This window comes from Pseudomonas sp. s4 (assembly GCF_046764235.1).
In the GTDB taxonomy this organism is placed as follows: domain Bacteria; phylum Pseudomonadota; class Gammaproteobacteria; order Pseudomonadales; family Pseudomonadaceae; genus Aquipseudomonas; species Aquipseudomonas asiatica.
The window spans coordinates 1,762,775-1,789,257 of the sequence record NZ_CP177209.1; the positions used below are offsets into that span (position 1 = coordinate 1,762,775).

General features: G+C 63.6%; 20 protein-coding genes and 1 pseudogene. 9 read left to right on the forward strand and 12 right to left on the reverse strand.

The genetic code is table 11. The features are described from left to right. Positions 1-8 precede the first annotated feature (8 nt). From ACK56M_RS08300 to ACK56M_RS08315, 4 genes and pseudogenes are all read left to right on the forward strand, one after another. Entirely contained in the window at positions 9-4,205 is a 4,197-nt protein-coding gene (locus tag ACK56M_RS08300) for an RHS repeat-associated core domain-containing protein (protein WP_411959358.1), read from the forward strand. Next, on the forward strand, positions 4,198-4,752 hold the full coding sequence (locus ACK56M_RS08305) for a hypothetical protein (RefSeq protein ID WP_224765875.1): 555 nt from the start codon (positions 4,198-4,200) through the stop codon (positions 4,750-4,752). Before ACK56M_RS08300 ends, ACK56M_RS08305 begins: the two co-directional genes overlap by 8 nt. A gap of 143 nt (positions 4,753-4,895) precedes the next feature. Continuing rightward, positions 4,896-5,162, forward strand: a pseudogene (locus tag ACK56M_RS08310) (hypothetical protein); the annotation flags it as partial. Positions 5,163-5,340: 178 nt separating this feature from the next. After that, on the forward strand, positions 5,341-5,772 hold the full coding sequence (locus ACK56M_RS08315) for a DUF2628 domain-containing protein (RefSeq protein WP_191471875.1): 432 nt from the start codon (positions 5,341-5,343) through the stop codon (positions 5,770-5,772). Between the two features lie 201 nt (positions 5,773-5,973). Here the strand turns inward: ACK56M_RS08315 and ACK56M_RS08320 are convergent, their stop codons facing one another. From ACK56M_RS08320 to ACK56M_RS08350, 7 genes are all read right to left on the reverse strand, one after another. Then, positions 5,974-6,132: a hypothetical protein gene (locus ACK56M_RS08320; RefSeq protein ID WP_015269457.1), complete on the reverse strand. Its 159-nt coding sequence runs from the start codon at positions 6,130-6,132 to the stop codon at positions 5,974-5,976. A 650-nt stretch (positions 6,133-6,782) separates the two neighbouring features. Beyond that, positions 6,783-8,417 (reverse strand): BatD family protein, encoded by a 1,635-nt coding sequence (locus ACK56M_RS08325; RefSeq protein ID WP_015269458.1) that lies wholly within the window; start codon positions 8,415-8,417, stop codon positions 6,783-6,785. Then, complete coding sequence (locus ACK56M_RS08330; RefSeq protein ID WP_054573348.1) at positions 8,414-10,132, reverse strand: vWA domain-containing protein; 1,719 nt, start codon at positions 10,130-10,132, stop codon at positions 8,414-8,416. The genes ACK56M_RS08325 and ACK56M_RS08330 overlap by 4 nt, the downstream gene beginning before the upstream one ends. Further along, positions 10,129-11,205, reverse strand: coding sequence for a vWA domain-containing protein (locus ACK56M_RS08335; protein WP_100413402.1), 1,077 nt, complete (start codon positions 11,203-11,205; stop codon positions 10,129-10,131). Before ACK56M_RS08335 ends, ACK56M_RS08330 begins: the two co-directional genes overlap by 4 nt. Next, positions 11,198-11,692, reverse strand: coding sequence for a DUF4381 domain-containing protein (locus ACK56M_RS08340; RefSeq protein ID WP_015269461.1), 495 nt, complete (start codon positions 11,690-11,692; stop codon positions 11,198-11,200). The genes ACK56M_RS08335 and ACK56M_RS08340 overlap by 8 nt, the downstream gene beginning before the upstream one ends. 13 nt (positions 11,693-11,705) lie before the next feature. Then, a complete protein-coding gene (locus tag ACK56M_RS08345; RefSeq protein WP_013971643.1) occupies positions 11,706-12,650 on the reverse strand; it encodes a DUF58 domain-containing protein in 945 nt (314 codons plus the stop codon). Positions 12,651-12,654: 4 nt separating this feature from the next. After that, a complete protein-coding gene (locus ACK56M_RS08350) occupies positions 12,655-13,614 on the reverse strand; it encodes an AAA family ATPase (protein ID WP_013971644.1) in 960 nt (319 codons plus the stop codon). A 231-nt stretch (positions 13,615-13,845) separates the two neighbouring features. Here ACK56M_RS08350 and ACK56M_RS08355 point away from each other — a divergent pair, with 231 nt between their 5' ends. Next, positions 13,846-15,153, forward strand: a complete 1,308-nt coding sequence (locus ACK56M_RS08355) for a T6SS phospholipase effector Tle1-like catalytic domain-containing protein (RefSeq protein WP_096009981.1) — start codon at positions 13,846-13,848, stop codon at positions 15,151-15,153. 88 nt (positions 15,154-15,241) lie between these two features. On the opposite strand, the gene ACK56M_RS08360 is transcribed toward ACK56M_RS08355, so the two are convergent. Both ACK56M_RS08360 and ACK56M_RS08365 read right to left on the reverse strand, forming a co-directional pair. After that, complete coding sequence (locus ACK56M_RS08360; RefSeq protein ID WP_054573347.1) at positions 15,242-16,438, reverse strand: MFS transporter; 1,197 nt, start codon at positions 16,436-16,438, stop codon at positions 15,242-15,244. A gap of 59 nt (positions 16,439-16,497) precedes the next feature. Beyond that, positions 16,498-17,712, reverse strand: coding sequence for a benzoate/H(+) symporter BenE family transporter (locus ACK56M_RS08365; protein WP_100413403.1), 1,215 nt, complete (start codon positions 17,710-17,712; stop codon positions 16,498-16,500). Positions 17,713-17,814: 102 nt separating this feature from the next. Between ACK56M_RS08365 and ACK56M_RS08370 the strand changes: the two genes are divergently transcribed. Continuing rightward, positions 17,815-19,326 carry a PLP-dependent aminotransferase family protein gene (locus ACK56M_RS08370; RefSeq protein WP_411959359.1) on the forward strand — a complete coding sequence of 504 codons (1,512 nt, stop codon included), beginning with the start codon at positions 17,815-17,817 and terminating at the stop codon, positions 19,324-19,326. A 37-nt stretch (positions 19,327-19,363) separates the two neighbouring features. Here the strand turns inward: ACK56M_RS08370 and ACK56M_RS08375 are convergent, their stop codons facing one another. After that, complete coding sequence (locus tag ACK56M_RS08375) at positions 19,364-20,251, reverse strand: dihydrodipicolinate synthase family protein (protein WP_054573345.1); 888 nt, start codon at positions 20,249-20,251, stop codon at positions 19,364-19,366. A 44-nt stretch (positions 20,252-20,295) separates the two neighbouring features. Then, on the reverse strand, positions 20,296-21,078 hold the full coding sequence (locus ACK56M_RS08380; protein ID WP_015269467.1) for an aldolase: 783 nt from the start codon (positions 21,076-21,078) through the stop codon (positions 20,296-20,298). A 236-nt stretch (positions 21,079-21,314) separates the two neighbouring features. On the opposite strand from ACK56M_RS08380, the gene ACK56M_RS08385 reads away from it, so the two are divergent. The 3 genes from ACK56M_RS08385 (at position 21,315) to ACK56M_RS08395 (ending at position 25,399) form a co-directional block, all read left to right on the forward strand. Further along, positions 21,315-22,862, forward strand: a complete 1,548-nt coding sequence (locus tag ACK56M_RS08385; RefSeq protein WP_054573344.1) for an AMP-binding protein — start codon at positions 21,315-21,317, stop codon at positions 22,860-22,862. 14 nt (positions 22,863-22,876) lie between these two features. Further along, a complete protein-coding gene (locus ACK56M_RS08390; RefSeq protein ID WP_054573343.1) occupies positions 22,877-24,043 on the forward strand; it encodes an acyl-CoA dehydrogenase family protein in 1,167 nt (388 codons plus the stop codon). Between the two features lie 102 nt (positions 24,044-24,145). Next, on the forward strand, positions 24,146-25,399 hold the full coding sequence (locus ACK56M_RS08395; RefSeq protein WP_411959614.1) for an MFS transporter: 1,254 nt from the start codon (positions 24,146-24,148) through the stop codon (positions 25,397-25,399). On the opposite strand, the gene ACK56M_RS08400 is transcribed toward ACK56M_RS08395, so the two are convergent. Then, complete coding sequence (locus ACK56M_RS08400; RefSeq protein ID WP_015269471.1) at positions 25,305-26,354, reverse strand: LysR family transcriptional regulator; 1,050 nt, start codon at positions 26,352-26,354, stop codon at positions 25,305-25,307. The two genes, ACK56M_RS08395 and ACK56M_RS08400, sit on opposite strands and share 95 nt — an antisense overlap. Between the last annotated feature and the right edge of the window lie 129 nt (positions 26,355-26,483).

Below are 26,483 nucleotides of genomic sequence, written 5' to 3' on the forward strand. Positions count from 1 at the left end.
AACCCCTCATGTTCGAAGCGGCCAGGTTTGGCGACGAGATTTCACACACCGGCGCATTGGGCGGCTTTCTGCTGGGCGCTGCCCTGGGTATCGCACTGGTGGCCACGGTGGCCATCGCCACCTTCACCTGCGGGTTAGGCGTGGCTTTGCTGGCCGGCCTCGCAGCAGGTCTCGGGGGCAGCTTGCTGACCGCTGCCGGCGAGGCACTGGGAAGTCTGTTCTCATCCCCCTCAGGGACGATAACGACTGCCTCACCCAACGTGTTCATCAACAGCCGCAAGGCCGCCCGCGTCGAAAAAAGCATCGGCACCTGCGACAAACATCCTGGCCCGGTGCAGATCGCCGAAGGCTCGACCAATGTCTTCATCAATGGCGTCGCGGCGGCGCGCAAGGGCGACAAGCTGACCTGCGGCGCGACCATTTCCGGGGGTTCGAACAACGTCTTCATCGGCGGTGGCACTTACCGCTACCTGCCCGTGGATGACGAAGTCCCGGAGTGGCTGCGCACCACCGTGGATGTGCTGATGGCGATTGCTGGCGCAGCCAGTGGCCTCGCGAATGTGCTCAAGATGGGTACCCAGGCCGGTATGAAGGCCGCCCTACCTTGTGCCCTGAAATTCACGGCCGGCTTCATTGCCGGCGAAGTGGCCGCCCGCTACATGGTCGAACCCGTGGCACGCAGGGTTTTGGGTGGACTGGTTGGCAACCCGGTCGACCTCACCACCGGTCGCAAGCTGATCCCCGACGAGATCGACTTCAGCCTGCCCGGGCTGATGCCGATCGAGTGGTCACGTTTCTACGCCAGCGACCTTACCGTCGACAGCGTGCTCGGGCGCGGCTGGGTGCTGCCCTGGGAGCAAAGTCTGCGTCGGCGGGGCTCATTCATTTACCTCACCGACAACCAAGGCCGCAAAGTTCCGTTCGTGACCCTGCAACCGGGCGAACGGATCTACAACCCGCACGAGCAGGTGTACCTGGTGTGCACCGAGGGCGGCCACTACATCCTGCAAACGCTGGACAACCTGTTCTTCTACTTCGGCGAAGTGCCAGACACCAACACCGAAGTGCCGCTGCAACGCATCGAGAACGTTCTCGGTCACTTCCTGCATTTCACCCGCACGCCCGATGGTACGCTGACCGACATCAGCGCCACCGGCGGTACCCGCGTGCACCTGCACTACGACCACCCGCTGGGCCGCCTGACCGACATCAAGCGCGTGGTGAACGACCAGGCCGTCGAAACGCTCACCCAGTACCGCTACGATGAACACGGCCAGCTGAGCGCGGTGATCAACCGCAACGGCCACACCGTGCGCAGTTTCAGCTACGCCGAAGGCCTGATGGTGACCCACAGCAATGCGCTGGGCCTGGGCTGCCATTACCGCTGGGAAACCCTCGGCGGCCAGCCGCGGGTGGTCGAGCACTGGACCACCGATGGCGAACGCTTCCACTTCCGCTACGACCTCGATGCCCGTACCAGCTGGACCACCGACGTGCTCGGCCGCGAGCTGGAAGTGCAGTACAACCCCGACCACCGGGTGATCGCCAGCCGCGACTACGGCGGCGAACGCTACGCCGCCGAGCTGGACGACAATGGCAACATGGTCGACCTGACCTTGGCGGACGGTAGCTGCCTGCAATTCAAGTACGACGAATTCTCCCGTCTGCTCGAAGAGACCGACCCGCTGGGCCGCAAGACCACCTACGAATATCACCACCTGACCACGCTGGTGACCCAGGTCAGTTACCCGGATGGCAGCACCTGGCGGGCGCGCTACGACGCCAAGGGCAACCTGCTCGCCGAATTCGATGCCCTGGGTCAAATGACCGAATACCTGAACAGCGATGACGGCCTGCCGCACACCATCATCGACGCGACCTACAAGTCCAAGTACCTGTGGTGGAACACCTTGGCCCAGGTCGAGCGTTACCAGGATTGTTCGGGCAAGAACACCTGGTACCGCTACGACGAACGCCAGCACCTCGTCGCGGTAACCGATGCGCTGAACCAGACCACCACGCTGGAGCGCAAGCCTGACGGTGAGGTGCTGCGCATCAGTCACCCCGACGGCACGGCGGAAACTTTCACCTACAACGACCTTGGTCAGGTGCTCGACCACACCGATGGCAAAGGCCAGATCACCCGCCTGCTACGCACTTCCCGTGGTTTGCCGAGTAACCGCCGGGACCCGAAAGGAGGTGTGGTTCGTTACGAGTACGACAAGGCTTGGCGCCTGACCGGGTTGGTGAACGAGAACAACGCCACGTACCGCTTTGCCTATGACGCCTCGGACCGGCTGACTGAAGAAGTGCGGGTGGATAACCTGACCCGGCGTTTCAGCTACAACCTCGGCGGCCATCTGACCCGGCTGGATGAGATTGGTTATGGCGAAAATGCCGAGCGGCCGGAGCGGCATACGCTGTTCGAGCGTGACAGCATTGGCCGGTTGGTCGCCAAGATCAACCGCGATGCGAGCCAGACCTTCGCGTACGACGACGGAGACCGGTTGCTGAGCATCGAGCGGCAGCCGACCGGGATCGGCAAGCAGCTAGGGATCACGGAAGAGAAGCTGGAGTACGCCTACGATCTGCTGGGGCGGCTGACCAAAGAAATCACCCCCGACGGCACGCTCGGCTACGAGTACGATCCGCTCGGCAACCTGACTACGCTGACCCTGCCGGATGGTCGTAAGGTCAATCACCTGTACTACGGCAGTGGGCATCTGCACCAACTGAACCTGGACGGTCAGGTGATCAGCGACATGGAGCGTGATGACCTGCACCGCGAGGTTTACCGGACCCAGGGCAAGCTCACCAGTTGTTTCGGTTATGACGCGATGGGGCGCAAGGCGTGGCAATACGCATCGATGCTGCCGGCCGACAAGCTGTCGCAAGTGCACAACACTGGCATTAATACCTCGCTGTTGGTGGAGCATGCCTACAACCCGATTCACCGCCGTTATCAGTACGACCCGGCAGGTGAACTGGTGCGTACGCTCGACAAGCTGTGTGGCGAGATCAAGTACGAGTACGAAGCGAACGGCCAGTTGCGCAGCCGCGATACGGGCTCGCTGGTTGGCAGCGAAGAGTTTCGTTACGACCCTGCGGGCAACCGCCTGGATTTCAATGCCCGGCAATTTGCCAAGTCCAGGGACAACCGCATCACACACTGGCGGGACCAGGAGTACCGTTACGACCCGTGGGGCAACCTGATCGAAAAATGCTCGGAATATGGCAACCGGTTGCAGCGCTTCGGTTATGACGGTGAAAACCGGCTGGTGCGGGCGGAGACATGGGGCAATGGCAAGCTGGAGAGTGCCGGGCACTACCGTTATGACAGCCTGGGGCGGCGGGTGGCCAAGCTGGCTGAGATCAATGGGCAGGTCGAGCAGAAGCGCTTCCTCTGGCAAGGGCTGAGGATGCTGCGCGAGGAAACGCCCGGGCAGAGCATCCTGTACCTGTATGAGCCGGGTAGCTATGCGCCGTTGGCGCGGGTTGATCAGGCGGAAGGGGAGGAGCAGAAGCTTTATTATTTCCATACTGACCAGATTGGTACGCCGCTGGAGGTCACGGACAGTGACGGTAAGATCGTCTGGCAGGCGACGTATCGCTCGTGGGGGGCAATAGAGGGTCTGCCGATCAATGAGATCGAGCAGAATTTGCGTTTCCAAGGTCAGTACTTTGATAGCGAAACGGGACTGCACTACAACACGTTCCGCTACTATGATTCGGAGGTCGGTAAATATATATCGCATGACCCAATAGGCTTGTTAGGCGGAATAAACTTATATCAATATGCGCCGAACCCTGTTAGCTGGCTGGATCCTTTGGGATGGATTACCTATAATACGATGCCTGCGATAGATGGTTTCCAGAAGCATCATATTATCCCGCAGCAGCTATCTAATCATGCGGCCATGCAGGCGGGCGAGGTGAATATTCATAAGCTGTCCAATATTATTTATCTGCCTAAGTATGAGGAGAACCATCCGGTGCGAACGGTGCATCGTGGCTCTCACGCGCAATATAATTCGGCTGTAGAGAAGAAACTGGATATTATTCACGAATACGGCAAGAAAAATGGCTGGACCAAAGCGGACTACCAGAAGGCTATTCACGGAGTCATGGTTGATGAGAGAAAAGGTCTGCGTGCAGGTAAAACGATGCTGAATAAAAACTCTGTTCGGGGAGCGACTTGTGGCTAAAAATTTTATACTTTCTATTTCAGATGACTATCCTGAAAGTTATTGGCTGAAGACAAAGATGTTGTCTGGTGAGGATTCTGGGATTTTCAAAGAGTGCGTGGTTGTAAGCAAGGATATAAAAGTCTGTTTCGAGGGGTCGAAAAGGGTCAGTACTTCCAAGCTCCTTAGCTATGATTTTTTTTTCAGTGATGGGCCCAATTTGATTTCGCCGCGGCTCTACGAACTAATGAGGAGAGAAAGTATTTCTGGTGTTCAGTTTGTGGATGCGGATCTACTGATAGGTGAGGCTTCCTATACTGGTTACAAGATATTCAATGTTATAGGTAAATCACCAGCCTTTAACTTGAAAGAATCTGTTAGTGAGCCGTTACTTAGCTATATGCCAGATGGTCCGAGGTGGTTCAGTAAGATAGTTTTGGATAATGAGGCGGTGCTTTCTAGTGATGTCGTTAGGGCTGAAGAGGACAGCCCTACGATTGTGGTGACTGCTCGCGTCAAGTCTGTTTTGGAGAATGGCTTGGTGCGCGGGGTGCAGTTTAAGGATTAGATGCCTGTGCCGTCGAGTTTTCCCGAGAGTTATTTTCTGTGTAAATTTTTTGTTGTACGACTTTGATGGCGTGATCTTTAACAGTTAAAATAGACTGGCTCTGCCAAATTGCTGGCGGAGCCAAATATTTTTAGGGCAAATACGGTCAGCGCAACCCGCACGAGCAAGTGTACCTGGTGTGCACCGAGGGCGGCCACTACATCCTGCAAACGCGGGACAACCTGTTCTTCTACTTCGGCGAAGTGCCAGACACCAACACCGAAGTGCCGCTGCAACGCATCGAGAACGTTCTCGGCCACTTCCTGCATTTCACCCGCACGCCTGACGGTACGCTGACCGACATCAGCGCCACCGGCGGCACCCGCGTACACCTGCACTACGACCACCCGCTGGGTCGCCTGACCGACATCAATTGGTGAACAACGAATTTCTGATCGCGCCGATCTGGAAGCCTTGAGTGTTTCGTGACTTGGCTCTCGCTTTGCGGGAGGTATCAAGCTTGCCCTCAAAGGCATGCTGATTTACCCTCCGAACCGGCCATGATCATGGCTATTCGACACTCACGGACGACGATCACAGGAGTCACCAATGGAAGGCATCCCACAAACCCAATCCACCCCAGATAACCTCAAGCCAAAATGGCGGGAGCGTTTCGCTTTCTTCGATCAGTACGGCGCACCCACCTCCGAGCCCTACAAAGCCGCTTTCCGCGCCTTGCCATTTGGCAAGAAGCTGCTGATCAACAACAACTTCATCGCCTTTTTCTTCGGCCCGATCTACTGGTTCGTGCTGGGGCTGTGGAAGAAGAACCTGGTCATGCTGACCATCATGATCGCCATCGGCGTTCTCCTGAGCTACTACGAGATCGCGACGGGTAGCGAGATCCCGCGCCCGGTGGATAACGGCATCAGCATGGCGTTTGCGTTTCTGTACAGCTTCCTGACCAACCGTGCCTACTACCTGAAGCAGACCAAAGGGCAGCAGAGCTGGAACCCGTTCGAGGGGCAGCGGTTCATCTGAGCCGTCAGCCAGTTCAACCGGTGCTCGCAGGTTGATGAAGCCCTGATCACGGTCTCTGTAGGAGCGGCCTTGTGTCGCGAAAGGGCCGCAAGGCGGCCCCGGCGATTTTGCGGTGATGCGCAGATCCTGGGGGCGCTTCGCACCCCTTTCGCGACACAAGGCCGCTCCTGCAGGGGTCGCGCATGTCTTGGGGCTGTGTAGTCAGTGCCGGGTGATATCCCCGGTTTGCCGGTGCAACAGCAACTCGGCCAAGGCCTTGGTCATCTGTACGTGATGCACCGCGTTGACCAGCATGTTGATGCCGGGCTCGCCGGCATTGGCGCAGATGTATTCGTCCAGCGAGTCTTCGATGCCGGCCATCAGCTGGAGGGTGTGGATCAGGGCGTCAACCGAGGGTGTGTCCTGGTTGATGGTGTAGAAGGGACGGGCCGTTAGTTTTACGGGTGGATCGGGGACGATCCTTTTTTATGATTCAAACCCTTTGCTTGATCAGAGAATGCCACCACCGCAACCTTCTCACGGGTTTAGGTGGCAGCCGTGCGCGGGGTGAGAAACCGAGGAAGCAAAGGAAAACTCGGCCAGACCGAAGTCTGCCCGCGCGCGGCCGCCATGAAAGCTGACGGAATTTGCTTATCGTCGGGTTCTCACACCCGGTCACCGAAGCGCCCCGGAAGCTTTATCCGTGAGGTGTTTCCCCGACAACAGTGATAGTTCGGCAGCGCGCGTAGGATAATTCCTAAGCGGGTTGATCCTGAAGCATTGGGGGGCAGGTTCAGAAATATCTTACGGTGGCACCGGCTGCGCCGGTGTTCGCGGGCACGCCCGCTCCCACAGGGGGGGTGTAAGCAGCCAATGACTGTAGGAGCAGCCTTGTGCTGCGAAGAGGCCGGTATGACAGAAGACTGTCTGTGGCAGTCATGGCCTCTTCGCAGCACAAGGCTGCTCCTACAGGCCGGCGCGGTCACTGTGGGAGCGGGCATGCCCGCGAAGAGGCCTGCACAGGCAGCACATCACTTGGGATAGAGCGGCGGCAGGCTGCCGTTCTCGCCGGTCGGCAGCAATACCTGCTCAGCCGGGGGAATCGTACCGATCGCCCGCCACAAATCTTCACCCTGCCAATACTGCCCGCTCTCGCTATACAGCGCCCCATTCAACCCATCCAGTGCATCCGACAACGGCACGAACCGCGCCGCCATCTCGGCCAGGGTCTCCGGCTGCTGGCGGGCCCAGGCGTCCAGCGCCTGGCGGGTTGCCTGTGGGTCGTTGGCCTGGCACGCGCGCTTGAGATCATCCAGCAAGGTACGTGGGCTCGGCCCGGCCTGCGCGGCACGCAGCACCGCTGGCTGCGAGCGGGCGCGCCACCACAGGGCAAAGCCCAGCACGGTGGTGAGGGCGAACACCAGGGTGGCCAGCTGCCAGGGCCACAGCAAGCTGCTGGCACTGCTGTTGTCGCCGACCGGGGTGTCGGCGCTCAGCGCCGGGTTGTCCTGCACATTCAGCGTGCGCGCCGGCAGGCTGCTGTGCTCCAGGTGGTCTTCTCGGGTATTCCACCAGGCCACTTCCAGCGCCGGCAGGGCCAGCGCGCCGCTGTGGGTCGGCACCAAGGCTTCGCGCTCTTCGCGGTTGGCAATCATCCCTCGTTCGCTGATTTCGTTGCGCAGCAATGGCTGGTCGGGGTACCGGCGCAGGCCGGTGATTTCGGTGGCTGGCAGCGGTGGCAGCTGGGTGCTGGACAAGCCTTCGGCACGCAGGGTGATGTTGCGGGTCAGCGAGTCGCCAATCTGCACCTGCTGGTTGCCAGGGTCGGGGTTCCAGTGCTCTTCAAGTGTCAGGCTGCGGGCCGGTAGCCAGGGCACGCCAGCAGGCCAGGCCGCCGGAATCGGCCGCACGGCCAGGCGCAATGGCAACGAGCTGACCTGCACCTGGTGGCCGGCCCGGGCCGTGCCGTTGGCTTGCGGGGCCTCGTCCTGGCTGGCGGCGGCGGTGGCGGTGAAAGTCAACGGTGGGATGTCGAGGGTTCCGCTTTGTTGGGCATACACGGCATAGCGGGTTTCGATCACGCCGTGGCGGACGCCGTTGATTTCCTTTTCATAGGTGCGCGATTCACCCAGCGGTTCGACTTTGGCGTTTTCCAGTTGCAGCGGGCTGAGGCTGCTGTCGTCGTACAGTGCCACCGAATGGTAGATGCGCAGGGTGAGCACGGCCTGGGCCTGTACGTAGACCTCGCTGCTGTCGAGCGTGGCTTCGATGAACACCTGCGAGGCACTGTCCTGGCGGCTGGCATCGGCCTGCAGCACTTGCAGTTCGATGGCCTGGCTGTGCGACTGGCCCAGTTGCAGTTCGGGGATGCGCAGGCTGCCGCTGCGTCGCGGCAGCAGGGTGATGATCCAGCGGGTACTGGCGCGGGTTTCGCCGTCGAGGCTGTGCAGGCTGTTCAGCTGGCGCGTGCCGCGCACTTCGAAGTCACCCTCCAGCGCGCGCAGGTCGGGCTTGCCGAACTGGGTGACGTCCTGGCTTTCCAGAGTCAGCTCCAGGCTTTCGCCGGCTTCCAGGCGGGTACGGTCGACGCTGGCGCGCAGCAACGGTTCGGCCTGGGCCAGCACGGCCCACAGCAGACAGAGGAGAAAGACGCCGAAGCGACTCATCGTGAGGTTTCCTGATGCAATTGCTGTTCATACCAGAATTTGCGCCGCAGCAGCTCCGCCGGGTTGTCGGGGATCTCCCGCAGCCATTGTTCCAGGGCCTGGCGCTGTTCGGTATCAAGGCTGGTCGATACCGGGCGCTGCGGCGGCTGGATGACGCTGTCGTCCGCGCCCGCTTGGTTGCCGGGCGTTACCTGGCTGTTGCTGCTGCCTTCGCCGGGCTGTTCGGCGCTGGCCTGTTCGTCGTTGCCGGGCGTGCCCTGGGCCGGGCTGCTGGCCGAGCTGCTGTTGCCTTCGGTTTCGCTGCCGGGCGTGCCTTGGGTATCGCTGCTGGCCGGTTGTTCCTCGGCAGTGGCCTCGCGCTGTTGCAGCAGTTGCTGCACCAGTGCCTGGTTGTCCAGCGCCGCTTGCAGGTCGGGTTGGCGTTCCAGGGCTTGTTCGTAGGCGTCCAGCGCGGCTTCCAGCTCACCGCTGCGGGCCAGGGCGTTGCCTCGATTGTAGTGTGCGGCGGCGGTGTCGCCTTGGGAAAAGGCTTCGGCAGCGCCGGCATAGTCGCCGGCCTGGTACAGGGCCATGCCGCGCCATTGCGGGTCCTGGAACTGGCGCGCGGCGCTGGCCGGGCGGTTCTGCTCCAGCAGGCGCTGGCCTTGCTGGTCGGGGCGCAGCCACAGGTCGTTGAACTCGAAGGCCTGGCTGGGCTGGGGCAGGGCCAGCAGCAGCGGCAGGCAGAACAGCCAGCCGCGTCGGCCGGCACAGGCGGCCAGCAGCAACAGCGGCAGCAGCAGCCAGTACCCCTGGTCGGCCCAGCTGTCCAATTGCAGGGTCTGGCCATCATTGCGCCCGGTGCGCGGGCTGTCGAACAGGCCCAGGCCTCGCAGGTCGAGGTCGTCGATGCGAGCATGCCGGTAGCGCCCGCCGGTGCCGTTGATGAAGCCCTTGAGGCTGGCGCTGTCCAGGCGTGGCAACAGGATGCCGCCCTGGTCGTCCTTCAGGTATTCGCCATTGGCCTGGCGCACCGGTGCGCCTTCGCTGCTGCCGATGCCCAGCATCAACAGGCTCGGGCCCTGCCGGCCGAGGGCCTGGGCGATGCCTTCGCGCTCCGGGGCGCTGAGCGACGAGCCGATCAGCAGCAGGCGGCCCTGGCCCAGGCCGCTCTGGGCAAGCAGGGCGAGGCCTTTTTGCACGGCCAGGTCGGCGCGCTGGCCGGGCTTGGGCATGATCGATGGGTCGACCGCCTCGAGCAGGTTGCGGCTGGTGGCCAAGTCATCGGACAGCGGCACCAGGGTGTGTGCGGAGCCAGCGTAGACCACCAGCGCGGTCTGGCTGTCGCGGCGGTGCTCCAGCAGGTCGAGGATTTTGCGCCGCGCCTGCTCCAGGCGGTTGGGCGGGCTGTCCTCGGCGAGCATCTGCGGGGTCAGTTCGAGCAGGATCACCAGTGGGTCGGCCGGGCGCTGGCGGCTTTCTTCCACGCGCTGCCAACTCGGCCCGAGCAGCGCCAGGATCACCAGCACCCAGGCCAGGCCCAGCGCCACCCACGGCAGCTTGCTGGTGCTGCCGCTGCCACCGCCGAGCAGGACGCCATGGAACGCCGGTGGCAGAATCATCTGCCAGCGCCCGGCGCGCTTGCGCCGGTGCCACAGTTTGTACAGCAGCCAGGCGAGCAGGGGTACGGCCAGCAGCCAGAGCGGGCGCAACCATTCGGGCCACAGTTCGATCATCGCCGCCTCCTCAGGCGCAGGCGCTTCAGGCGCTGGCGCCATTCTGGGTGCGGTTGCAGGAAGCGCGGCTTGCGCAGCAGGCGGTGCAGCAGGTTGTCGGGCCATTGCACGGCCAGCACCAGCAGCACGCTCAGCAGCAGGGCAAGGGCCAGGGGCCAGGCATACAGGGCCTTGGCCGTGCGCGCCTGGGTCGGTTGCTGGGCCACCGGTTCGAGCTGGTCGAGGGTGTCGCCGATGGCGTCCAGTTCGGCGCCGTCATGGGCGCGGAAGTAGGTGCCGTGGGTGATATCGGCAATTTCCTTGAGCGAGGCTTCGTCCAGGTCCAGGCTCGGGTTCAGGCCGAGCAGGCCGGGGGTGCCACTGGCTTCGGGGTTGGCGCCGATGCCGATGGTGTAGATGCGCACGCCTTCCTGGGCGGCCAGGCGGGCGGCGGTCAGCGGGTGGATCTGCCCGCCGTTGTTGGCACCGTCGGTGATCAGCACCAGCACCCGGCTTTGTGCCGGCCGTTGACGCAGGCGCTTGACCGCCAGGCCAATGGCGTCTCCGATGGCGGTGTTCTTGCCGGCGATGCCGATCTGCGCTTCGTCGAGGAAGGTGCGCACGGTGCGCCGGTCGAAGGTGAGCGGCGCCTGCAGGTAGGCTTGGCTGCCGAACAGGATCAGGCCCACGCGGTCGCCCTCGCGCTCCTGCAGGAAGTCACCGAGCAGCGCCTTGACCAGGTCGAGGCGGCTGATTTCTTCGTTCTGCCACTGCATGTCGGGGAAGTCCATCGACCCGGACACATCCACCGCCACCAGCAGGTCGCGGCCGCTGGCAGCCACTGGCACCGGCTCGCCCAGCCATTGCGGGCGGGCGGCGGCGCACAGCAGCAGCAGCCAGATGACGACAAAGGGCGCCTGCTGGCGCCAGGTCGGCAGGTTGAGCCTTGCGCGGCGCCCGGCCAGGTCTTCCAGTTCGTCGAGGAAGCCCACCTTGAGCACCGGTTCGCCGCTGTCGGCGGCCGGCAACACCAGGCGCGCCAGCCACGGCAGCGGCAACAGGGCGAAGACCCACGGCCAGGCCAGTTCAAACATGCTTGCGAATCCAGGTTTCGACGGCTTGGCTGAGCCCGGCGATGGCCTTGTCGTCGAGCTTGCACTCGGGTTTGTAGGCGCCCTCTACCAGTACCATCCAGCGGGTCAGGCCGGCGGCCGGGCAGCGGTTGTCGAGAAACGCCAGCCACTGGCGGCCGTTGAGTGTATGGCTGTTGGCACCCGGGTAGTGGCTGCGGCACAGGCGCTTGAGCAGGGCGTTGATCTGTTGCAGCCACGCCCCGGCCGGGGCGCCGTCGTAGGGGCGCGGCAGGCGGGCCAGTTCGGCCAGTGCTTCCACGCGTACCGGGTCCAAGGGTTGTTCGGCACGCACGATACGGCGTTTGCCCGGGCGCCAGTGGCGCACCCGCCACAGGCCCCAGGCCAGCAGCGGCAGCACGGCCAGCAGCAGCCACCAGCCGGGTGCCGGTGGCCAAAGGCCGATCGGCGCGGGGGCGATCAGCGGCTGCAGTTGATCAAGCGGGTTCATTGGCCGCTGCTCTTCATGACGCGCTCCGTGGCCGCTGGGCGTTCAGGTATTCGCGCAGCTGCTCGATCATGTCGCTTTGGGTGCTCAGTGGCATCAGCAGCACGCGCAGCTTTTGCGCCATCAGCTCCCAGCGCTCGATACGCGCTTCGGCCTGCTGGCGGTAGGCCTGGCGCAGGTTGGCGTCCAGGGTGTCGAGCTCCAGCTGCGCGCTGCGCTGTGCGAAGCGCAGCAGGCCGGCGGCGGGCAGGGCATGATCGAGCGGGTCGGACACCGGCATCAACAGCAGGTCGCAATGGCGCGAGAGCATGGCCAGGTGCTGCTCCACCTGGGCAGTGAGCGAGCGCTCATCGCAGATCACGATGGCCAGGCTGCCGGGGCGCAGCACTTCGCGGGCGCGGCGCAGGGCCAGGCCGAGGCTGTCGGCACCGGGCGTGGCCTCGGTGTGCAGCGCCTGGTTGACCTTGGCCAGGCGGTTGAGCAGTTGCAGCAGGCTCTGCTTGCTGCGCCGGGGCTTGATTTCGTGGTGCTCGTTGTCGCCAAACACCAACCCGCCAATGCGGTCGTTATGGCCCAGCGCGGCCCAGCCGAACAGCGCTGCAGCCTGGGCGGCCAGCACCGACTTGAACATCAGCCCCGAGCCGAAGAACAGCCGTTGGCTCTGCTCGACAAGAATGAAGATGGGCCGTTCGCGCTCTTCGTGGAACAGCTTGGTATGCGGCTCCTGGGTACGCGCGGTAACCCGCCAGTCGATGTTGCGCACATCGTCGCCAGCCTGGTAGACGCGCACCTGGTCGAAGTCCACGCCGCGCCCGCGCAGCTTGGAGTGGTGTAGGCCCACCAGCGGGCTGCGCTGGCCGGGCCGGGAAAACAGCTGGATTTCGCGCACGCGGTGGCGCATGTCGATCAGCTCGGCAAGGCCGATGCGGATGCCGGGTTCGGCCAGCGATGCAGTGGGCATGGGCTCAGGCAACGGCGACGACGTCGAGGATGCGCTGGACCACGCGGTCCTGATCGATCCCTGCCGCCTCGGCCTCGAACGAGAGGATGATGCGGTGGCGCAGCACGTCGAACAGCACCGCCTGGATGTCTTCGGGGCTGACGAAATCGCGCCCGGCCAGCCAGGCGTGGGCGCGCGCGCAGCGGTCCAGCGAAATGGAACCACGCGGGCTGGCGCCGTAGGCGATCCAGTCGGCCAGTTCGGCATCGAACTTGGCCGGGGTGCGGGTGGCCATCACCAGTTGCACCAGGTATTCCTCCACCGCGTCGGCCATGTACAGGCCAAGGATTTCCTTGCGGGCGGCGAAGATCGCCTGCTGGCTGACCCGGCGCTCGGGCTTGGTCTCGCCGCCCAGGGCTTCACCACGGGCCTGCAACAGGATGCGCCGCTCTACCGCAGCGTCGGGGAAGCCGATTTTCACGTGCATCAGGAAGCGGTCGAGCTGGGCTTCGGGCAGCGGGTAGGTGCCTTCCTGCTCGATCGGGTTCTGTGTGGCCATGACCAGGAACAGCGGCGACAGGTCGTAGGTGCTGCGGCCCACGCTGACCTGGCGTTCGGCCATGGCCTCGAGCAGTGCGGACTGCACCTTGGCCGGGGCGCGGTTGATTTCGTCGGCCAGCACCAGGTTGTGGAAGATCGGCCCCTGCTGGAACACGAAGCTGCCGGTTTCCGGGCGGTAGATTTCGGTGCCGGTGATGTCGGCCGGGAGCAGGTCGGGGGTGAACTGGATGCGATGGAACTGCGCCTCGATGCCTTCGGCGAGCTCTTTGATGGCCTTGGTCTTGGCCAGGCCCGGCGCGCCTTCGACCAGCATGTGGCCGTCTGCCAGGAGCACGATCAACAGCCGCTCGACCAGTTTCTCCTGGCCTAGGATCTGGGAAGAAAGAAAGGTGCGCAGCGCGATCAGCGCTTCACGGTGTTCCATCGGTGACGGTTCCTGGTATGGGGCCGCAGGCGGCTGGAAGCAGCTGCCCTGGCAAGGGGTGATACTTTAATCCATCCGGGGGGGTGGCGACCAATGGCGGTAGGGAAATTTATCCTTGCCGGGGGCCATGCAGGTCCGGAAATGTCCTGTGTATCGCTGGCCATTGGCTGATGTTCCGCAGCAGCGTGCTGGCGCCTGCTTGTGCTTTTGGTACAAGCAGGAAGCACGACGATGGACCTGAACAGCTGTAGCACTGCACGCATCACGCCGGTCACCCTGCGTTTTGGCGTGTTCTTCGATGGCACCGGTAACAACCTGAGCAATGTGATGCCGGTGGATGCACCGGGGAACAAGGGGGGCAGTTATGCCAATGCCTTGAGCAATGTGGCCCTGTTGCATGCACTGTACCCGACGCAGGGGGCCAATGCTGATGGGACCATGGCGTTTCTGAAGCGCTATGTCGAGGGCGTGGGCACCCTGGCGGGGGAGGCGGATCATGCCTATGCCTCGGCCACCGGGTGTGGGCGTAGAGGGGCCGAGGCGCGGGTCACCGAGGCCTTGGCGGGGATTGCCGGGCAACTGCGGGACTGGCGCCAGGCGCACCCACAGGCAAGGCTCGAGCGGGTCGAGTTCGACTTGTTCGGTTTCAGCCGCGGCGCTGCGGCTGTGCGTCATCTGGCCAACCTGCTGCATGATGGCGGCAGCAGCCTGTTGGCTGTGCCCTGTGGCATCGTGATCAACTTCATCGGCCTGTTCGACACGGTTGCGGCAATCATCGCGCCGCTGCAGGGCGACTTCGATCCTGCCGACGACCGCCATGGTGGCTTGCGCCTTGGCCTGGGCGCGGGCATTGCCCGGCAAATGGTGCAGCTGGTGGCGGGGGACGAGCAGCGGCACAACTTCCCGCTGGTACGCAGCGGCCATGACATCGTGTTGCCAGGCGTGCACTCGAACATTGGCGGTGGTTACCCGGATACCACGCAGGAGCAGGTGCTGCTGTGCAAACCGCATTCTCAGCGGGTGCCGCTGAGAATGCGCGCCGAGCACACGCGTGTGCATGCCACAGTCAGTGCGTTGCTGGCGTCGTCGTTTGGCGAAATGGGCGCGCCCAGGCCGCGTGTGCTGGCCTGGGAGGTTCCGATTGCCGGTGGCCTGCCTAGCGAGGCGCAAAAACAGGTATATGCGGCGGTGTACCGCGAACGGGAAGTGGCGGGGCAGCTGTCGCGGGTGTACCTGAGCATCATGCGGGAGCTGGCGGTGCGCGCTGGTGTGCCGTTTGCGCAACTGGGCGGGCAGGTCGAGCACCGGCTGCCGGATGAACTGCTGGGCATCAGCCGCAAGTTGCATGCGTTTGCCCTGGGTGAATGCGAACAGCCTGGGTTGACCGAGGATGAGCAGCGATTGTTGCGAGACAGGTACGTGCATGCATCAGCGAACTGGAATGCGTTAAAGGGGTTGCACGGCAGTGTGCTGGATGTGTTGTTCGTCAATCGGCCGGGGGCAGGTGGGAGGGTGGTGCATGCCAATCCGGTCGCCTGAGTAGCCAGTGCGCAGATGAATCAATGGCCATGTGCTGTTCTGCTGGATCTGCCTTGCATTGCGAAAGGGCTGCAAAGCAGCCCTGGGGCTAGACAGGCTGTCGGTGCTTCCTGGCCAGGTAGGCCTCCTGTGCCAAGGTCAGCAGCACCGTCAGCAGCATGAACACGATCGATGCCACGAAGATGCCATGAGGCAGGCGTTGGTCGAGCATCCAGCCAAACGCCACCGGCCCGAGGGCACCGCCGATGCTGAAGCCGGTCGAGACCAGCCCGAACGCTTTGCCCTCGGCGCCGCTCGGTGCCGCCGCCTTCACCAGCATGTCCCTCGACGGGGCGATGATCCCGGTCAGCAAGCCAATGGCACCGAGAACCACCACCAACCCCCAGCCCCGAAGCAGCCCGAGGGCCACCAGCGTTGTCAACGCGGCAGCCAGGGCAAAGGCCGAGGCCGCCACCAGGCCGTGACGCCGGGTCCGGTCAGCCAGGGCCCCACCGCACAGTACACCTGCAGCGCTGCTGAGCAGAAAGGCCGTGAGTGCCGTGTTGGCCCAGGCCAGGGTCAGGTCTTGGCCCTGGACCAGGGCGGCCACGGAGAACTTCTCGATGGCACTGGTGCTCAGGTTGAGCAAGATGAACAGGACCGTCAGCAGCCCGAGCATGGGCGTGAACAGTCGCGCGCGACCTGCTGCAGTGGGGCCAGCGCCGCCTTTGCCAGGCTTGGCAACGTGGTGGATTCCATTGCCTGGAACCGATATCAACAGCAAGGCGGCAACCCCCGCAGCCGAGCCCGCCATCAGGGCAGCCTGCGTGCCGAATAGTGCAGCGATGCCGAGAAATATAGCTGGCGTTACCGCCGAGCCGAGGAAGCCGGCAAAGGTATGGATCGAGAACGCCCGCCCCAGGCGGCCTTGTTCGATGCCGTTGGCCAGCAGCGCGTAGTCGGCCGGGTGGTACACGCCATTGGCCAGGCCGGCCATGGCCATCGCCACCAACAGCAGGATGTAGCTGGGGCTGACAGCAACCAGCAGGAAACTGATGCTGCCCAGCAGCAAGCCCGCCTTGAGCACCTTGCGCGCACCGTAGTGGTCGACGGCATAGCCTAGCGGTGCCTGCACCAGGGCGGAGACGATATTGAACACGGCCAGGGCTGCGCCGAGTTCGACGAACCCTACCCCCAGCAAGTCGGGGAGCACGGGTAGCAGCGCCGGGATAAGCATGATGTGCACATGGCTGACGAAGTGTACGGCAGCAATTTGGGTAAGAAGCTTGGGGCCAGCTTTGGGCATGTCGATACCTGTTGTACGGCGTGCGCACCTGGCGCACGGCAGGATGGTGGAAAGCCCGCTTACCGGGAGAAGTGGCAGAAACCGGGTAGGCGGCCGTTCAGTACGGCATAGGCCAGCAAGCCAATGACCAGCCCCCAGAATGCCCCGCCAATGCCAAACAGGTTGATGTTGGCTGCCGCGGCCAGGAATGTGATCAGTGCCGCTTCGCGTGAACGGGCATCTGCCATTGCGTTGGCCAGGCTGGCGCCGATGGTGCCCAGCAGTGCAAGGCCGGCCAGCGTGGTGATGAAGGTGGCCGGCAGGGCCATGAACACACTGGCCAGGGTGACCCCGAATACCCCTACGAGGATGTAGCAGACACCGGCAGCGATGCCCGCGACCCAGCGTTTGCCCGGGTCTTCGTGGGCTTCCTTGCCAGTGCAGATGGCGGCGGTGATGGCAGCGATGTTGAAAGCGTGCGACCCGAACGGTGCCATCAGCAACGACCCCAGGCCAGTGACTGCCACGATCGGATTGGCGCTGGTCTTGAAGCCATCGTTGCGCAGCACCAGCATGCCTGGCATGTACTGACCGGTAAGGGTGATCAGGAACAACGGCAGGGCCACGCTCAGGGCGGCGTTGAGGGAGAAGGTGGGCGCGGTGAACAACGGCGTGGCGAATTCCAGCCTGAGCGCTGTCAGGTCCACCTGGCCCTGCAGTAGCAGGTAGCCCAGGCCCAGCAGCAGAATGCCTACTACGGCATAGCGGGCGGTAAAGCGTTTGAATGTTACATAGGCCGCGATCAACAGCCCGGCCAGGGCGGGGTCGACCGAGAGGCCGCCGAATGCACCAATGCCGAATTGCAACAGGATACCCGCCAGCAGGCCGGCGGCAATTCCGCCCGGGATGGCCCGCACCAGGCGCTCGAAGTAACCGGTCACTCCCAGCATCACGAAGCCGCCTGCCGACAGCAGGTAGGCACCGATGGCGTCGCTGTAGGGCACGCTGGCCAGCGCTGTGACCAGGAACGCAGCGGCCGGCGTGGACCAGGCGGTGATCACCGGCTCGCGGCTGTACCAGGACAGGACCAGGCCACTGAGCCCGACGCCGATCGACACTGACCAGACCCACGAGGAGGTCAGCGCCGGGCTCAGCCCGGCCAGCTTGGCGGCCTGGAACACCAGGATGAAGGTGCCGCCATAATTGACTATTACCGAAACGATCCCCGCCACCACGGGGTGAAGGATGTCTGTCAGCCGTATCGGGGTGGGAACAGTGTGTGCGGGCGTGTTCATCGAGGCCTCGGTCGTTCTGGCGCATAGGGTTGGAAAGGCTGGTTTTTATAGCGCTAGAATGGCCGGTATAGCCCCACCACTTTTCCACACATGGCCATACCAATGTTCAAGCATGCACAACTGGAGTCGGTGAAAGCCTGGATCGGCGACCCAGAGCGCGCGTCACTGCCTTTGCACGTAAGAATCCAGCGTGCGATACGCCAGCTTGTTCTCGAAGGGGCGTTGCCCGTGGGCAAGGCGTTGCCCGCCTCCCGTGCGCTGGCGGCCTCGCTGGCTGTGTCACGGGATACGGTCGAGGCTGCATATGGCCAGCTGCACGCCGAAGGCTTCATCGAGCGCCGGGTGGGCAGTGGCAGCTTCGTTTCACCCCGTGCGCAGTACCTGCCGGCCCAGCCCCGGGGCCGCAAGGTGAAAGCCCCGGACGAACCGCCGGCAATCAGCCGTCGTGGCCAGGCGCTGTGCCAGGAGGGCGGAGTGCACAATTTCTTCGTTTCTCGGCCGTTTGCGCCGGGGGTGGCGGAAACCCGCAACTTCCCGTTGCAGGCCTGGGAAAAGCTGCAACGGCAGGTGTTCAAGGAACATGGCTCCCAGGCATTGCAGCCCAGTAGCGCGCAAGGTACCGAGCCACTGCGGCGGGCTATTGCCGATTACGTCAATCTTGAACGTGGCGCACAGGCCACGGCTGACCGCGTGCTCATCCTTACCAGCTCACAGCAGGCGTTCAGCCTGTGTGCCCACGTATTGGCCGACGCGGGCGACCAGGTGGTTATCGAAGACCCGGCCTACCATGGGGTCAGGAAGGCGCTGGGTGCTGCTGGCCTGCATTGCATCGCCGTGGCCGTGGACACGGACGGCATGCAGGTCGAGCAGATAACACGGCTGGCTCCCCATGCCAGGGCTGTTTTCCTGACCCCTTCGCATCAGTTCCCTACTGGCGTGACCCTGTCCCTGGACCGGCGTCTGGCGGTGATCGAGTGGGCGCGGCAACAACGCGCCTGGATCATCGAGGACGATTACGACAGCGAGTTTCACTATGCCGGCAAACCCACCGCGTGCGTGCAAGGCCTGGATGCCCACGACCGTACGGTTTACATCGGCACGTTCACCAAGTCCCTGGTCGCCGGCTTGCGCATTGCCTACATGGTCTTGCCGCCGCAACTGGTCGAGCCGATGATCGCTGCGCGAACCTTGCAGGACGGGCATACGGCTTCGCTGGCGCAACTGACCTTGGCCAGGTTCATCGAAGGCGGGCACTTCGGCGCCCATGTGCGCTTGATGCGGGCGATCTATGCGGAGCGCCGCGATGCCCTGGCGGCATTGGTGCAGGCACAGCTGTCGGACTTTCTTGTCGCGCGTGTGCCCGCAGGCGGCATGCAGATGCCTTGTGTTTTCACCAGGCCGATGCCTGAAGAACAGGTCGTGAAGGCGGCGCAGGCCGCTGGTATCGACCTGCTGGGGCTAAGTGGCCTGTATGCGTCGACGAAAGGGGAGGCGGGATTGCTGATGGGGTTTGCGGCGCATACCCCTGGCGAGCTGGCGATGGCCGTGGCGAAACTGGCGAAGGTGTTGCGCCAGGTCGAGTCTGGCCAAGGGCGAGCAACGTCGCCAGGATGAAGCCCGGCAGCAAGACGCCGCCGGGCAGTTGTCACGGTCAGTCGGCCAGTTCTACCAGCATGCTCTTCAGGTAGTCGCTGCCTTGCGCATCCAGTGGTTGCAGGGGCAGGCGTGGAGCGCCGACATCCTGGCCGAGCAGTTTCAAACCGGCCTTGATGGTGGTGGGCAGGCCACGGCGGGTGATGTACTCCAGCAGTTCATACTGCCGGTAGAACAACGCGCGAGCTTCGGCCAGGTTGCCTTGCTGCACCGCGTCCCACAGCGCCAGGTTCAGCGCCGGGATCAGGTTGGGCGCGGCGGTGCACCAGCCGGTGGCACCGGCCACCAGGGCTTCCAGGGTGAGCGGGTTGCAACCGTTGTAGAAGGCCACCTGGCCATCGGTGGCCTTGAACAGGCGGTGCATGCGCTGGATGTCGCCGGTGCTTTCCTTGACCATGGTCACATTGGGCACTTCGCCGAGGATGCGCAGGATCAGCTCCACCGACAGGTCGGTACCGCTGGTGCCCGGGTTGTTGTAGAGCATGATCGGAATGTCGATGGCCGCGCCCACCGCCTTGTAGTGGGCGACCACTTCGGCTTCGGTGAGCTTCCAGTAGGAGATGGGCAGCACCATCACCGCCGTGGCGCCGCAGGCCTGTGCCAGGCGGGCGCGCTGCACGGTGCGTGCGGTGGTCAGGTCGGAGACGCTGACCACGCTGGGCACGCGGCCGGCGATGCGTGCCTGGCTGAAGCGCACCACCGTTTCCCATTCGCTGTCGGACAGGTAGGCGCCTTCGCCGGTGCTGCCCAGCGGTGCGATGGCGTGCACGCCGTCCTCTATCAGGCGGTCGATGGACAGGCCCAGGGCATCCAGGTCGAGCGCGCCGTCTGCCTTGAAGGGAGTGATGGTGTAGCCGATAACGCCGCGAATTACAGGTGTAGACATAACCAGGCACCTTTGCCGTTGTTGGGGAAAGAGTACAGCTTCAGTCAGCCCAGGCAGTCGCCATGGGCACGCAAGGCACGGCGCGCGTAATAGCTGAACGCGGCACCATGACGTTTGGGGGTGGAGATCCAGTCGTGGGCTTCCTTGCCCAGGGCATCCGGGATGGGGCGAATTTCACCGGCGCCCATGGCCAGCAGCTGCATCTTTGCCGCGCGCTCGAACAGCATGGCAAGGACGCAGGCTTCCTCGATCGAGCGGCCGGCGATCAGCAAACCGTGGTGGGAAAGCAGGATCGCGCGCTTGTCGCCGATCGCCCTGGAGATGATTTCACCTTCTTCGTTGCCCACTGGTACGCCGGGCCATTCCTTGAGGAACGCGCAGTCGTCGAACAGCGGGCACAGGTCCATGTGCGAGATCGCCAGTGGCACTTCCAGCATCGACAGGGCGGCACTGTGCAGTGGGTGGGTGTGGATGATGCAGTTGACGTCGGGGCGTGCGCGGTACAGCCAGCTATGGAAGCGGTTGGCCGGGTTGGCCATGCCGCGGCCTTGCAGCACGGTGAGGTCTTCGTCGACCACCAGCAGGTTGGAAGCGGCGATCTCGTCGAAGCCCAGGCCGAGTTGTTGCGTGTAGTAGGTGCCAGGCTGCTCGGCGCGGGCGGTGATCTGCCCGGCCAGGCCCGAGTCGTGGCCGCCGTCGAACAGGATGCGGCAGGTAAGGGCGAGTTTCTGGCGAGGAGTGTAGGTGTTGTCGGCCAGCGCCGTCAGCATCTGCTGCTGGGCGAGTTTGACGAGCTGATCCTTGGGGGTCTGCATGGTGGTCGTCATGGGCTGTACCTGCATGAAGGGCCTATAAAGGCTGATTGGCGCGAAGCGCTATCAGGACACAAAATCAATATTAATGACACAAGGTGTCATTTGCAAGCGATGTGTCATCACCACTGCCGCTCATGCGATGTGGTCCAGTGCAAACCGTTATGGCCTGCATACGTAACTGGTATTACTTGCTCCGACCGCACGCTGTTTAGCATCGACCGGGTCTTAACCGCGACGAGAACAACAACGTGAACCTCGCAACCCTAACCAGTCGAAGTGCAAGATACTGGCCTGAGCGCTTGGCGGTGATCGACCGCCACACCCGCCTCACCTTCGCGCAGCTTGAACAGCGGACCAATCAGTTGGCCTCGGCCTTGTTGGCCCACGGCATCACCAGCGGCGAACATGTCGCGATCCTGGCTCCCAACCGGGTCGAGCTGGTGGAGGCTGAGGTGGCTTTCTACAAGGCCGGCCTGGTCAAGGTCCCGGTCAATGCACGCCTGGCGCTGGATGAAGTGATCCAGGTACTGAATGACGCCTGCAGCGTCGCGCTGATCGCCGACCCGCAAGCTGCCGAGGCCTTGCTGGCGCGCAGGCAGGAGGTGCCTGCGCTACGCCTGATCGTTACCCTTGGCGAGCAGGGCGGCGATATCGGCTACGGCGCACTGCTGGCCCAAGGCAGCAGCCAGCCGGTCAGTTGCGATCTGCCTGACGATGCACTGGCCGTATTGCACTACACCTCGGGCAGTTCCGGTGTGCTCAAGGCAGCAATGCTCAGCGTCGGCAACCGCAAGGCGCTGATCCGCAAGAGCATCGCCAGCCCCACCCGGCGTGCCGGCCCAGGCGACATCATGGCCCATGTCGGCCCCATCACCCATGCCAGCGGCATGCAGCTGATGCCGCTGCTGGCGGTGGGTGCCTGCAGCCTGTTGCTGGAACGCTACGATGACCAGTTGCTGCTCGAGACCATCCAGCGCGAGGGCGTGACCCGGTTGTTCCTGGTGCCGGCCATGATCAACCGTCTGGTCAATTTTCCCGGGGTCGAGCGCTATGACCTGAGCAGCCTGCGCCTGGTGATGTATGGCGCAGCGCCAATGGCGCCAGCGCTGGTCAAGCGGGCTATCGAAGTGTTCGGGCCGATTCTTGCCCAGGGCTACGGCGCTGGCGAAACCTGCTCGCTGGTGACGGTGCTGACCGAGCAGGACCACCTGTGTGAAGGCGGCGACCACCGCCGGCTGGCCTCGTGCGGACGATGCTACTTCGAGACCGACCTGCGTGTGGTGAACGACGATTTCCGCGATGTCCAGCCAGGCGAGGTGGGCGAGATCGTGGTCAAGGGACCGGACATCATGCAGGGCTACTGGCGCGCACCGCATCTCACCGCCGAGGTTATGCGTGATGGCTACTACCTCACCGGCGACCTGGCCACGGTGGACCAGCAGGGCTACGTGTTCATCGTCGACCGCAAGAAGGAAATGATCATTTCCGGTGGCTTCAACATCTACCCCAGCGAAGTCGAGCAGGTGCTCTACAGCCTGCCGCAAGTGTTCGAGGCCGCCGTGGTGGGCGTGCCCGACGAACAGTGGGGCGAAGCGGTGCGGGCAGTGATCGTGCTCAAGCCTGGCATGCAGCTGCAGGAGCACGAGGTGATCGAGCATTGCGCCCAGGCTCTTGCCGGGTTCAAGAAACCGCGTGGGGTGGACTTCGTCAGCGAGCTGCCGAAGAACCCCAACGGCAAAGTGGTGCGCCGCCTGATTCGAGACGCCTACTGGCAAAACAGCGAACGCCGCATCTGACCTGAGGAATTGCCATGTACCAGCCAAGCGAAAAGGCCAAACAGATCATCGAGGCCATCGGCGGCTTCGTTCGCAACGAAATCCTGCCCCTGGAGCAACGCGCCGGCCTCAGCTGGGCCGAACCGCACCCGCGTGAGGTGCTGCAGCAGGTGTGGCAACGCTCGTGCGAGCAGGGCTTCTACAACATCATGCTGCCCGAAACGATTGGTGGTGCAGGATTGAGCGTGTCCGACCTGTGTGCGGTGAAGGAGGCCACAGTGCTGACGGGCTCTATGCTGGCGCCGCACATTCTCGGCGAGCTTTCCGGGCCGCCGCGTGTCGGCCACCTGTTCAAGGTGGCCAGCCCGGCCCAGGTCGAGGCTTTCCTGCAGCCGGTGTGCCGAGCCGAAAAGGCAGTGTGCTTCGCGCTGACCGAAAGTGAAGCCGGGTCCGATGCCACGGCGATCAGGACTACCGCTCGGCGCGACGGCGAGCATTACGTGCTGAGCGGGGCCAAGCGCTACATTTCCGGGGCGCCTTATGCCGATATCGCAATACTGCTCGCGGTCACCGGCCCCGGGCGTGGCGCCCAGGGGATCTCGGCATTCTTTGTCGAGCTGGATGCGCCGGGCGTGCGGGTGGAAAGCGATTACTCGGTCATGTCCGGTGGCGGCGCCCATGGCGACATCCTTCTCGATGAGGTACGAGTGCCGGTGGCCAACCGCATTGGCGAGGAGGGGCAGGGCTTCAAGCTGGCAATGGGGCGCATCACGCTCAATCGTCTGCTGCATTGCCCAACCATGCTGGGCATGGCGGGCCTGGCGCTGAACCTGACGGTGGACTACGCCCGCACTCGCAAGCAGTTTGGCCAGCCGATCGCGATGTTCCAGTCGATCAATCACATGATCGCCGACATGGCCACCGAACTGCATGCGGCACGCAGCATGGTCTATGCCACTGCCGCGGTGAATGACGCCGGTGGCGATATCCGCACCCAGGCGCCGATGTGCAAGCTGTTCGTATCGGAAACGGCCTTCCGTATCGCCGACCGCGCGGTGCAGATTCATGGGGGGGCCGGGCTGTTGCGGGGCAACCCGGTGGAGTGGATCTTCCGTGCGACCCGTATGATGCGCATTCTTACCGGGACCAGCGAAATCCAGCGCAACACCATTGCCAAGGGCGTGCTCATGCCCGAGCAGTGAAACTGCACGCCCGGCCTCGAGTGGCCGGGCTCTCCCACAAGAACAATAAGAGAGATCGACATGACTCATACTGACTCCCGCGCGCGTGCAGGCACGGCCTGGATGATTGCGGTACTGCTGGCACTGCTTATGCTGGTGAACTTCCTGGACAAGGTGGTCATCGGCCTTGTAGCGGTACCCATGTCCAGGGAACTGGGTTTGTCCCCGGCCGAGTTCGGCCTGGTGGGTGGCGCGCTGCACTGGTTCTTCGCCATCTCTGCAGTGGTCGGTGGCTTCATGGCCAACCGCCGGCCGACCCGCACCCTGCTGTTGGGCATGGGCGCGTTCTGGGCGCTGATCCAGCTGCCCATGCTGTTCGTCACCTCCCTGTGGGCGATTGTCGCTTGCCGGGTGCTGCTGGGCATCGGCGAAGGGCCGGCGTCACCGGTGGCAACCCATGCCTTGTACAAGTGGTTCCCCAACGACCGGCGCAACCTGCCGGTGGCGCTGTTGCATACCGGTAGTGCACTTGGGCTGCTGGTGGCAGGCGCAATGATTCCATGGATCAGCGTGCACTATGGCTGGCGCATGAACTTCATCGTGCTGGCTTTGATCGGCGCGGTATGGTGCGTGCTGTGGTGGGCATTGGGGCGCGAGGGTACTCTTGACCGCAGCCGCCCCGCCCAGCCCAGGGAAGAACAGGCGCACATCGCCTACCGCCGTCTGCTCGGCGACCGCACCGTGCTGGGCAATTACCTGTGCCACTTCGCCGCCAATTGGTCGCTGGCCCTGACCTTGACGTGGGTGCCGAGTTATCTGGAAACCGGGTTGGGCATCGACCCGATCATGACCGGTCGGGTGTTCGTGCTTTTCGTGGTGGTGACCACGCCGCTGAGCCTGTTCATGGCCTGGCTGTCGCAGCGCATGATGCGCGCCGGGGTGGCGACACGCTGGTCGCGCGGAGCCTTCGTGTCCCTGTGCCTGATTGCCAGCGGGTTGTTGTCGGCGGCATTGTTCCTGCCGGGCCTGGGGAATGTCGAGCGAATCATGAGCCTGACTTTCAGTGGCGGGCTGGCGCTGGTCATGTACTCGGTGGGGCCAGCCATGCTGGCGGAGTTCACGCCCAGCGGGCAGCGTGGCGGCATCCTGGCTATCGGCAATGGTATCGCTTCGCTGGCCGGGCTGGCGGCACCCGTAGTCACGGGGTTTCTGGTGCAGGGCGCCGGAGCCGACCACCCGGCAGGGTATGGCCAGGGCTTCCTGGTATGCGGGGCGGTGCTGGTCATTGCCGGGTTGACAGGGTTGGTATGGATGGACCCTCAGAAAACCCGCCAACGGCTGCTTCAGGTGGGCACGGCTGCGCTGGCCCGGGCCTGACCTGCGCTGCGTCAGAGGCTCTGCTGGGGGAGGGGGCACGCTCGATCAGGGTGCCTTTCCAGCGCTCGCTGCGCACCGCATCCACGAGCAGCCCGCGCACCAGGTCGCGCATGCAGGCGGCGGCGAACGACAATGGCTTGTGTTGCGAATGGGCCAGGGCAATCGTACGAGTGATGCGCGGCTCCACGATCAGCCGCGCGCTGGCCGGGGCGGCCAGGTCCAGCAATGGCGGCCAGTTGCTGATGGTCGCCGCCAAGCCGGCGCGTACCAGGCTGGCTATGCCGGGCGCAGACTGCTGTTCATAGCTTGAATCCAGGGCCACGCCGGTTTCCATGGCCGCCTGCTCGATGCGCCTGCGCAGGTGCAGGCTGCGCGGCGGCATTACCAGCCGGCTCGACGCGGCCTCGGCCAGGGTGATCGGTGAATCGTCCGGACCATGCGCAGGCAGGCCGACCCAGTACAGGTCTTCGGAGAACACGGGCTCGGCGACAATGTGCGCCAGCTCCTCGGCATTGGGCACCACACCGAAATCCACCTTGCCCAGCTCGATCGCCTGGCCGCCTTCGCGGCTAAGGCCGTCCCATACGGTGAGCTTGATACCAGGAAAGCGCGCCTGCGCCTGGGTGATGATGGCTGGCAACAACAGCGCCGAAGCCGTGGCCGGAATCGAGATGGCCACGTGGCCCTTGGGGTTGCCGCGGCTGGACTTGAGTTCGTCCTTCACCGAATCAAGCTTCTGTATCACCGAGCGTGCCACTTCGTACAGCTGGCGCCCTGCATCGGTCAGCTCGATGCCGTCATGCTGGCGCGCCAGCAACTGCATTTCCAGCTCGCTTTCCAGCAGTCCTATCTGACGGCTCAATGCTGGCTGGGCAATGAACGCGTGGCGCGCGGCGTTGGAGAAGCTGCCGGCTTCGACAATGGCAATCAGGTAACGCAGCTGTTTCAAAGTCATGGCAATTCTCAGGCTATGCCGAAGTGGTATGGCAACTATCGAGAGACGTTATTTGTTCAGCTCTAGTGGCCTACTTAGTATCGGGGAACACCGGATCGAGGATAACAGAAACTTTCACTTATTTACCCA